We start from the raw sequence: 8,071 nt of genomic DNA, 5'->3' as shown, positions 1-8,071 counted from the left end.
CCCGGGCCGGCGACACGGACGTACCGCCGCAATGTCTGCATCTTTTGCGATGAGACAACCCTTTTGCAGTCATAACGGTGTATCGGCGCGGATACACCTTCTGTGCCGCTTACGCTCCCATGCGATGAACCGACTCCGTGTCCACACCGGCCCGGTCCTCTGGGTCACCGCCTCGTGGCTGACCACCCGCGCCCTGACGCTGTGGCTCCTCACCCATGACAGCCACCCGCTGCTGGGCGGGGGCGCGGTGGCGCGTGAGGTCTGGTACCTGTACGGCCACTGGTACGGCGTCCTCGCGCACGGTGCCTTCCCGGCGCACGACACGCTGTGGCAGTACCCGCCGGGCGCCGGCGCCGTGCTGCTGGCCCCGGCTCTGCTGCCGTGGCTGACGTACTTCCAGGCGTTCGGGCTGCTGACCCTGGCCGTGGACGCGCTGGTCGCGGCGGCGCTGATCCGCGCGGGCACGCGGCCGGGGCGCAGCCTGCTCGGCGCGGCCCTGTGGACGGGCGGTCTGCCGCTGCTGCTCCAGCTCCCGCTCGTCCGGTACGACGTACAGGTGACCGCCCTGGCCGTGCTCTCCCTGCTCGCGACAGCGCGCTCCCCGCGCGCGGGCGGGGCGCTCGCCGCGCTCGGCGCGCTGGTGAAGGTGTGGCCTGCGCTGGTGCTGCTGGGCACGCCCCGGGGGCCGGTGACGCGCGGGGCGTGGAGGTGGGCGGCGGGCGCCGGGGCCGTCGCGCTGGGCCTGCTCGCCGTGCTGTTCCGCAATCCGCTGTCCTTCCTGCGGCAGCAGGGCGGGCGCGGGGTGCAGATCGAGTCGCTGGCCGGTACCGCGCTGAACCTCGCGCGGCACGCCGGCTGGTCCGGCCGGCCGCACATGCAGTACGGCTCCGTCGAGCTGGTCGGCCCGCATGTGCACGCCATCGCCCTGGCCTGCCTGACGCTGACGGCGGCCTGCTTCGGACTGCTGGTGGTGTGGCGGGTGCGGGCGCGGCGCTGGACCGAGGCGACGCCGTTCGACGCGGCGCTGAGCGCGGTGCTGCTGTTCACGGTGACCAGCCGGGTCATCAGCCCGCAGTACATGATCTGGCTGATCGGTCTGGCCGCCGTGTGCCTGACCTCACGGCACACCAGCCAACGCCCGGTCGCGGTGCTGATCCTGGCGGCGGCCGGCTTGAGCACCCTGGTGTTCCCGATGAACTACGGCGAGGTCGTCGACGGCACCTGGACCGGTTGTCTGCTGATGGTGGCCCGCAACGGAGTCCTGGCCGCCGCTGCGGTACTGTCGTTCGTCCGGTTGTGGCAGGCGGCGCGGGCGGAGGCACCGGTGGTACAGAGCGTGCCGAAGCCGGAACCCCGTCCCGGTTCCGAACGACATCGGGACCGAGCCGTAAGCCTTTCTTGACCAGGTACTATTCAAAAATTTCTACGCTCCCGGCCCCGTGGATCCCATGCGACCTGACCCGCACAGCACACCCGCCGCACCCGACGCCCCCGATGCGCCGGCCGCGGGCGACATAGCCGACACGGCCGACGCCGCCGGTGACGCCGAGCAGGCGCGCCCGGCGCAGGTGGCCGTCGTCGTCATCGGCTACAACGACGCCGCCCATGTGGGTGATGCCGTGCGGTCGGCCCTCGGGCAGGGGCCCGCGGTCGCCGAGGTCGTCGCCGTGGACGACCGCTCCTCCGACGGCAGCGCCGAGCTGCTGGAGCGGCTGGCCGCCGAGGAGCCCCGGCTGCGGGTCCTGCGCCGGACGGAGAACAGCGGCGGCTGCGGCAGCCCGCGCAACGACGGCATCGACGCGGTGACGGCGCCGTACGTGATGTTCCTGGACAGCGACGACGTGCTGCCGCCCGGTGCGGTGGACGCGCTGCTGACGGCGGCCACGGGCGCGCGCGCCGAGGTCGCGGCCGGGCTGTGCGTGCGCCGGGAGCTGCCCTCGGGGCGCGAAACGCCCTGGCAGGCGCCCCTCTACACGGCCCACACGGTCCTCGCGCGCCCCGCCCAGCGCCTCCGGCTGGTCCACGACACGCTGTGCGTCAACAAGCTGTACCGCACCGACTTCCTGCGTGAGCACGGCATCCGCTTCCCCGAGGGCCGTTTCCACTACGAGGACATCGTCTTCACCTCGCGCGTGCTGGCCACCGGCCCGCGCATGGCGCTCGTCCCGGACCGCGTGTACGTGTGGCACGTGCGCCGGTCCGCGGAACGGCTGTCGATCTCGCTGGACCGGGAGCACATCGGGAACTGGCAGGCGCGCACGGAGGCGTGCGCGCTGGCGTACGAGACCCTGCTGGGCGCTGGGCAGAAGGAGCTGGCGCGGGCGGCGCGGGCGAAGTTCCTCGACCACGACGTGCGGATGTATGTGCGCGAGCTGGGCCTGCGCAGCGCGGACTACCGGCGCGCGTGGTGGACGCACACCCAGGAGTACCTCGCGCGCTACGACGCCGCCGACTGGGAGCTGAACCCCGGCGCCCCTGGCCGGGTGCTCGCGCGGGTGATCCTGGAGTCACCCGAGCCGCGTGACCTGCCCCGGCTGCGGGAGCTGGCCGCGCGCCCGGCGCGGCTGCTGCCGCCGTACGCCCGGGACGCCGACGGCGCCCCCGTCTGGTCGGCCGACCTCCCCCAGGTCGGCCTGACACCGTTCCTGACCTGCCCCACCGAGGTCCTCCCGATCGCGGTGGACGCGCAACTGCGGCCACGCGCGCGTGGCTCGCGTCTGCACCTGCGGCTGCACGAGCTGTACGGCCGGGTGGCCGAGGCGGGGCCGCGCGAGGTGGACGTGGTGTGGACGGCGCGCGAGGACGAGAAGCACGCGCGAGGGCGTACGACGGTCCCCCTCACGCCCTCCGGTGCGAGCGGGAACGCGCAGCCGGAGAGCTGGACGGCCGCGGTCCCCGTCGACCTGGCCGCGCTCGGCGCGGGCACCTGGGATCTGCGGCTGACCGTGCGCTTCGCGGACGGCACGCAGCGGGAGGTCACGGCGCACGCCCTGACGGGCGCCGGCCGGCTGAGCCGGCGCGCCGTCCCGAGCCCCCGGCACGGTGTGCTGCTGGTCCAGCCCTACGCGACCCACTCCGGCGCGCTGGCCCTGCGGCTCGCGAGCGGCGTGGGCGGTGCGGTACGGGTGGCGCGCCGGCGCCTGAAGCGCCTGCTGCGCTAGTACGCCGGCACGCGCGCGCGTACCCCCTGTGCACACCCGTCGCACACGTGCCGCGCGCCTGCCGCTTCGCGGGTGCCTCGCACCTGCTGCTTCACTGAGACACGCCCGCTGCTCCACCGAGCGGTTCCACGGGCCGATTGAGCAAGGAGACGGCCGTAATGACCTGGCTGATCACCGGCGGTGCCGGATACATCGGGGCACACGTCGTACGAGCGATGACCGAGGCGGGCGAACGCGCGGTCGTCTACGACGACCTGTCCACGGGCATCGCCGCGCGCGTGCCGGCGGAGGTCCCGCTGGTGGAGGGCTCCACGCTGGACGCGGACCTGCTGGCCCGCACCCTCGCCGAGCACGAGATCAGCGGGGTCGTGCACCTCGCGGCGAAGAAGCAGGTGGGCGAGTCGGTGGACCTCCCGCTGCACTACTACCGGGAGAACGTGGAGGGCCTGCGCACGCTCCTGGAGGCGGTCACGGCGGCCGAGGTCCCGTCCTTCCTGTTCTCCTCCTCCGCGGCCGTCTACGGCATGCCGGACGTCGACCTGGTGACGGAGGAGACCCCCTGCGTCCCGATGTCCCCGTACGGCGAGACGAAGCTGGCCGGCGAGTGGCTGGTCCGCGCGACGGGCAAGGCGACCGGCCTGTCCACCGCGTCCCTGCGCTACTTCAACGTGGCGGGCGCGGCCACCCCGGAGCTCGCCGACACCGGCGTGTTCAACCTCATCCCCATGGTCTTCGAGAAGCTCACCGAGGGCGCGGCGCCGCGCATCTTCGGCGACGACTACGCCACGCCCGACGGCACCTGTGTGCGCGACTACATCCACGTGGTCGACCTGGCCGAGGCCCACGTGGCCGTCGCCCGTGCGCTGCGCTCGGCCCCCGGCCGGGACCTGACCGTGAACATCGGCCGCGGCGAGGGTGTGTCGGTGCGCGAGATGATCGACCGCATCAACGCCGTCACCGGCTACGACCGCGCCCCGACGGTCACCCCGCGCCGCCCCGGCGACCCCGCGCGCGTGGTCGCGTCGGCGGACCGCATCGCCACGGAGCTGGGCTGGCAGGCCAAGTACGACGTCCACGACATGATCACGTCGGCCTGGGAGGGCTGGGTCCACCACCACCCCGAGGCGGCCCGCGCCTAGCCTTCCGGGTATGACCGGTCTCACCGAGCGCGCCCTGGGCGCCGTACTCGGCTCCGCCGTGGGCGACGCCCTCGGAGCCCCCTTCGAGTTCGGCCCCGAGGGCGCCTTCTCGGCCCGCTTCCCCCACCCCGGACACGGAGCCGAGATGTGCGGGGGCGGCGGCTGGGACCCGGGCGAGGCGACGGACGACACCCAGCTGGCAGTCCTGACCGCCGAGTCCCTGGTCGAGCGCGGCGGCCTGGACCTCCCGGACGTCTTCCACCGCTTCCAGCGCTGGGCGGCGGCAGACCCCAAGGACATCGGCCTCCAGACGGAGGCGGTCCTGACCAGCGGTGACCCGTGGGACACAGCCGCCGCCCTGCACTTCCGGTCCAGCCAGCGGGCAGCGGGAAACGGCGCCCTCATGCGCGCGGCCCCTTCCGCTGTCCACTTCGCCCGCCACGGCCGCGAGACGACGATGACCGCCGCCCGCCGCCTCTCCGCCCTCACCCACGGCGACCCGGCCGCCTGGGAGGGAACGGCGGTCCTGCACGAACTCATCCGGGTGGCCCTGACGGAAGCGGACCCGCTCACCGCCGTCCCGGAGACCCTGGCCGCCCTCCACCCCGCGCACCGGCAGCGCTACGCCGTCGTCCTCTCCCCCGACTGGCATCCCGATCAGGCAACGGAGTTCGATGGCGCGGTGTGGCCGTGCCTGGGCTCGGCGGTCTGGGCGGTGCGGGCCACAGGCTCGTACGAGGAGGCGGTCCGCGCGGCGGTCGACCTCGGCGGCGACACGGACACGGTGGCGGCGGTCACCGGGGCGCTGGCGGGCGCGGTGTACGGCCTGAGCGGGATACCGGTCCGCTGGACCGAGCCGCTCCACGTGCCGCTGCCGGGGTTCGCGGGGCGGGTGCTGCGGGCGCGGGACCTGGCCCGGCTGACCGAGCGGCTTCTCGGCCCGGACGAGCCCGCTACAGCGCCTTCAGCGCCCCGGCCGTAGCCCGGGCCAGTTGCTCCAGGTACCCCTTCGGCAGCTTGGGGGAGCGGATGACCACCGCTCGCCAGTACAGGGGGCCCGAGATCACGTCCAGGGCGAGGTCGCCGTCGATGCCCGACCGCACCTCGCCCCGTGCCTCCGCCGCTGCCACGATCTTGCTGGCCACGCCCTCCTGGCCGTCCCGCAGGGCCTTCTGGAAGGCCTCGGCGATCTCGGGATTGCGGGCCGCCTCGGCCTGGAGGTCGGGGATGATCTGGGAGGCGACCGGGTGGCGCAGGGCGCGGGACGTGACCTCGTACAGCAGGCGGAGGTCGTCCTCCAGCGAGCCCGTGTCCGGGACCGGGAGGCCCAGTACCGCCATTGCCGAGACGACGTCCAGGACCAGGTGCAGCTTGGAGCGCCACCGGCGGTACACCGCGGTCTTGCCGACGCCCGCCCGGCGCGCGATGCCCTCGATGGACATGCGGGCGTAGCCCACCGCCGCGAGCTCCTCGAAGACCGCTGCCCGGATGGCCTCGGTCACATCCTCCCGGAGCACGGCGGCTCCCGCGGGCGCCCTGCGGCGTTCACGCTTCGGGATCTCGTCGGCGTTCGTCGTCATGTCTCACAGCATAGGTGCGTGACGACGAAACGGTTGCGTTCCGACGTCGATTGGTTCTACTCTCACCGTTGCGACGATACGGTTCCGTCTCGACGTAAGAGAACGTGAAGAGAAGCGTAAGGAATCCTCGGACGGAACGAACCTGACGCGCCCCGGCGGCCAGCCGGACGCGGCACCCCCCTCCCCCGAACGAAAGCAGCGGATGTGAGCCAGGTCCTCGACACACCGCCCCCCACCCAGGTCCCGGACGACGATCTCGCGGCACTCGCCGCCCGCCACGGCCTGACGGTCAGCGGTGCCCGCCCGACCCTGCCCCAGTACGTCCGCCAGCTGTGGGCCCGGCGTCACTTCATCACCGCCTTCGCCACCGCCAAGCTGACCGCGCAGTACAGCGAGGCGAAGCTCGGCCAGATCTGGCAGGTCATGACCCCGCTGCTGAACGCGGCGGTCTACTACTTCATCTTCGGTGTCCTGCTCGGCACCAAGAAGGGCGTCCCGGACTACATCCCGTTCCTGGTCACGGGCGTGTTCGTGTGGACGTTCACGCAGAGCTCGATCCAGGTCGGCACCCGGGCGATCTCCGGCAACCTCGGTCTGGTCCGCGCCCTGCACTTCCCGCGCGCCGCCCTGCCGATCTCCTTCTGCATCCAGCAGCTCCAGCAGCTGCTGTTCTCGATGGCCGCACTGGTCGTCATCCTGCTCAGCCTGGGCGTGCCGATCTCCTTCTCCTGGCTGCTGGTGATCCCCGTACTGGTCCTGCAGTTCGTGTTCAACGCGGGGATGTCGCTGATCATGGCGCGGATGGGCGCCAAGACCCCGGACATCGCCCAGCTGATGCCGTTCGTGCTGCGCACCTGGATGTACGTGTCCGGTGTGATGTGGAGCATCCACAGCCTTACCAAGAAGGACCACCTGCCGCACATCGTCACGGTCCTGCTGGAGACCAACCCGGCCGCCGTCTACATCGACCTCATGCGGTACGCCCTCATCGCGAGCTTCAAGGCCAAGCAGCTGCCCCCGCACGTGTGGCCGACGGCCATCGGCTGGGCCCTGGTCGTCGGCGTCGGCGGCTTCATCTACTTCTGGAAGGCAGAGGAGAAGTACGGCCGTGGCTGAGCAGACTCCCGAGAACACAGAGAACCCCGAGACCCTCGAAGAGACCCCCGACGAGCGCATGATGCGCGAGAGGGTCGAGCGCCTCGCCCGCGCCGAGAAGATCCCCACCGTCGTCTGCGACGGCGTCGACATCGTCTACCGGGTCAACGGCACCGGCTCCGGCCGCGGCTCCGCCACCGCCGCCCTCAACCGCATCCTGCGCCGCAAGCAGGCCGAGAAGGCGGCGGGCGTGCGCCGGGTGCACGCGGTGAAGAACGTGTCGTTCGTCGCCTACAAGGGCGAGGCGATCGGCCTGATCGGCACCAACGGCTCCGGCAAGTCCACGCTGCTCAAGGCCGTCGCCGGCCTGCTGCCGGTGGAGAACGGCCACATCTACACCAACGGCCAGCCCTCCCTGCTCGGCGTCAACGCGGCCCTGATGAACGACCTCACCGGCGAGCGGAACGTCTACCTCGGCGGCCTCGCCATGGGCATGTCCCGGGAGCAGGTCAAGGAGCGGTATCAGGACATCGTCGACTTCTCCGGAATCAACGAGAAGGGTGACTTCATCACCCTTCCGATGCGGACGTACTCCTCCGGCATGGCCGCCCGGCTGCGCTTCTCCATCGCCGCCGCAAAAGACCACGACGTCCTGCTGATCGACGAGGCCCTGGCCACCGGCGACCGCAGGTTCCAGATGCGCTCCGAGGAGCGGATCCGCGAGCTGCGCGAGAAGGCGGGCACCGTCTTCCTGGTCAGCCACAACAACAAGTCGATCCGCGACACCTGCGAGCGGACCATCTGGCTGGAGCGCGGCGAGCTGCGCATGGACGGGCCGACCGAGGACGTCATGAAGGAGTACGAGGCCTTCACCGGCGACAAGAAGAAGGCGGCCTGAAGGGCCCCTTCGCCGGGTCGATACAGTAAGCGCAACACAAGAAACGCCGGTAAGAAGGCGGCCGGAAAGTTACGCGGGAAGAAACCCCAGGCCACGGAAGTTCGTCTTCCTACCTAGGGCCCTCTCTTGCTCCACGTGGCGTGATCGCTTTCGTCCACTGAGTGAACATATGTTATGAAGAGTGGCCACACCAATAAC

General features: G+C 71.7%; 7 protein-coding genes. 6 read left to right on the top strand and 1 reads right to left on the bottom strand.

Features of this window, described 5'->3' with window-relative positions:
* Positions 1–124: 124 nt before the first annotated feature.
* The 4 genes from LE548_RS09030 (at position 125) to LE548_RS09015 (ending at position 5,282) form a co-directional block, all read left to right on the top strand.
* Positions 125–1,402 (top strand): glycosyltransferase 87 family protein, encoded by a 1,278-nt coding sequence (locus LE548_RS09030; protein WP_225096152.1) that lies wholly within the window; start codon positions 125–127, stop codon positions 1,400–1,402.
* Positions 1,403–1,448: 46 nt separating this feature from the next.
* Positions 1,449–3,161, top strand: a complete 1,713-nt coding sequence (locus LE548_RS09025; protein ID WP_225096151.1) for a glycosyltransferase family 2 protein — start codon at positions 1,449–1,451, stop codon at positions 3,159–3,161.
* Between the two features lie 158 nt (positions 3,162–3,319).
* The gene (gene galE / locus LE548_RS09020) at positions 3,320–4,300 is read left to right on the top strand and encodes a UDP-glucose 4-epimerase GalE (protein ID WP_225096150.1); all 981 of its coding nucleotides are present in this window, start codon (positions 3,320–3,322) and stop codon (positions 4,298–4,300) included.
* A 10-nt stretch (positions 4,301–4,310) separates the two neighbouring features.
* Positions 4,311–5,282 (top strand): ADP-ribosylglycohydrolase family protein, encoded by a 972-nt coding sequence (locus tag LE548_RS09015; protein WP_225096149.1) that lies wholly within the window; start codon positions 4,311–4,313, stop codon positions 5,280–5,282.
* On the opposite strand, the gene LE548_RS09010 is transcribed toward LE548_RS09015, so the two are convergent.
* Positions 5,254–5,880, bottom strand: a complete 627-nt coding sequence (locus LE548_RS09010) for a TetR/AcrR family transcriptional regulator (protein ID WP_225096148.1) — start codon at positions 5,878–5,880, stop codon at positions 5,254–5,256. The two genes, LE548_RS09015 and LE548_RS09010, sit on opposite strands and share 29 nt — an antisense overlap.
* Before the next feature lie 204 nt (positions 5,881–6,084).
* Between LE548_RS09010 and LE548_RS09005 the strand changes: the two genes are divergently transcribed.
* Entirely contained in the window at positions 6,085–6,996 is a 912-nt protein-coding gene (locus LE548_RS09005) for an ABC transporter permease (protein ID WP_225096147.1), read from the top strand.
* A gap of 61 nt (positions 6,997–7,057) precedes the next feature.
* On the top strand, positions 7,058–7,873 hold the full coding sequence (locus LE548_RS09000; protein WP_225096440.1) for an ABC transporter ATP-binding protein: 816 nt from the start codon (positions 7,058–7,060) through the stop codon (positions 7,871–7,873).
* Positions 7,874–8,071: the final 198 nt, after the last annotated feature.

The organism is Streptomyces sp. CoH27 (genome assembly GCF_020181035.1).
Taxonomy (GTDB): domain Bacteria; phylum Actinomycetota; class Actinomycetes; order Streptomycetales; family Streptomycetaceae; genus Streptomyces; species Streptomyces camelliae.
This window is presented reverse-complemented; position numbering and strand designations above follow the sequence as displayed.

Coding starts and splice junctions, on each gene's coding strand:
- LE548_RS09030 (WP_225096152.1), top strand. CDS start 125: ATGAACCGACTCCGTGTCCACACCGGCCCGGTCCTCTGGGTCACCGCC.
- LE548_RS09025 (WP_225096151.1), top strand. CDS start 1,449: ATGCGACCTGACCCGCACAGCACACCCGCCGCACCCGACGCCCCCGAT.
- galE (WP_225096150.1), top strand. CDS start 3,320: ATGACCTGGCTGATCACCGGCGGTGCCGGATACATCGGGGCACACGTC.
- LE548_RS09015 (WP_225096149.1), top strand. CDS start 4,311: ATGACCGGTCTCACCGAGCGCGCCCTGGGCGCCGTACTCGGCTCCGCC.
- LE548_RS09010 (WP_225096148.1), bottom strand. CDS start 5,880: ATGACGACGAACGCCGACGAGATCCCGAAGCGTGAACGCCGCAGGGCG.
- LE548_RS09000 (WP_225096440.1), top strand. CDS start 7,058: ATGCGCGAGAGGGTCGAGCGCCTCGCCCGCGCCGAGAAGATCCCCACC.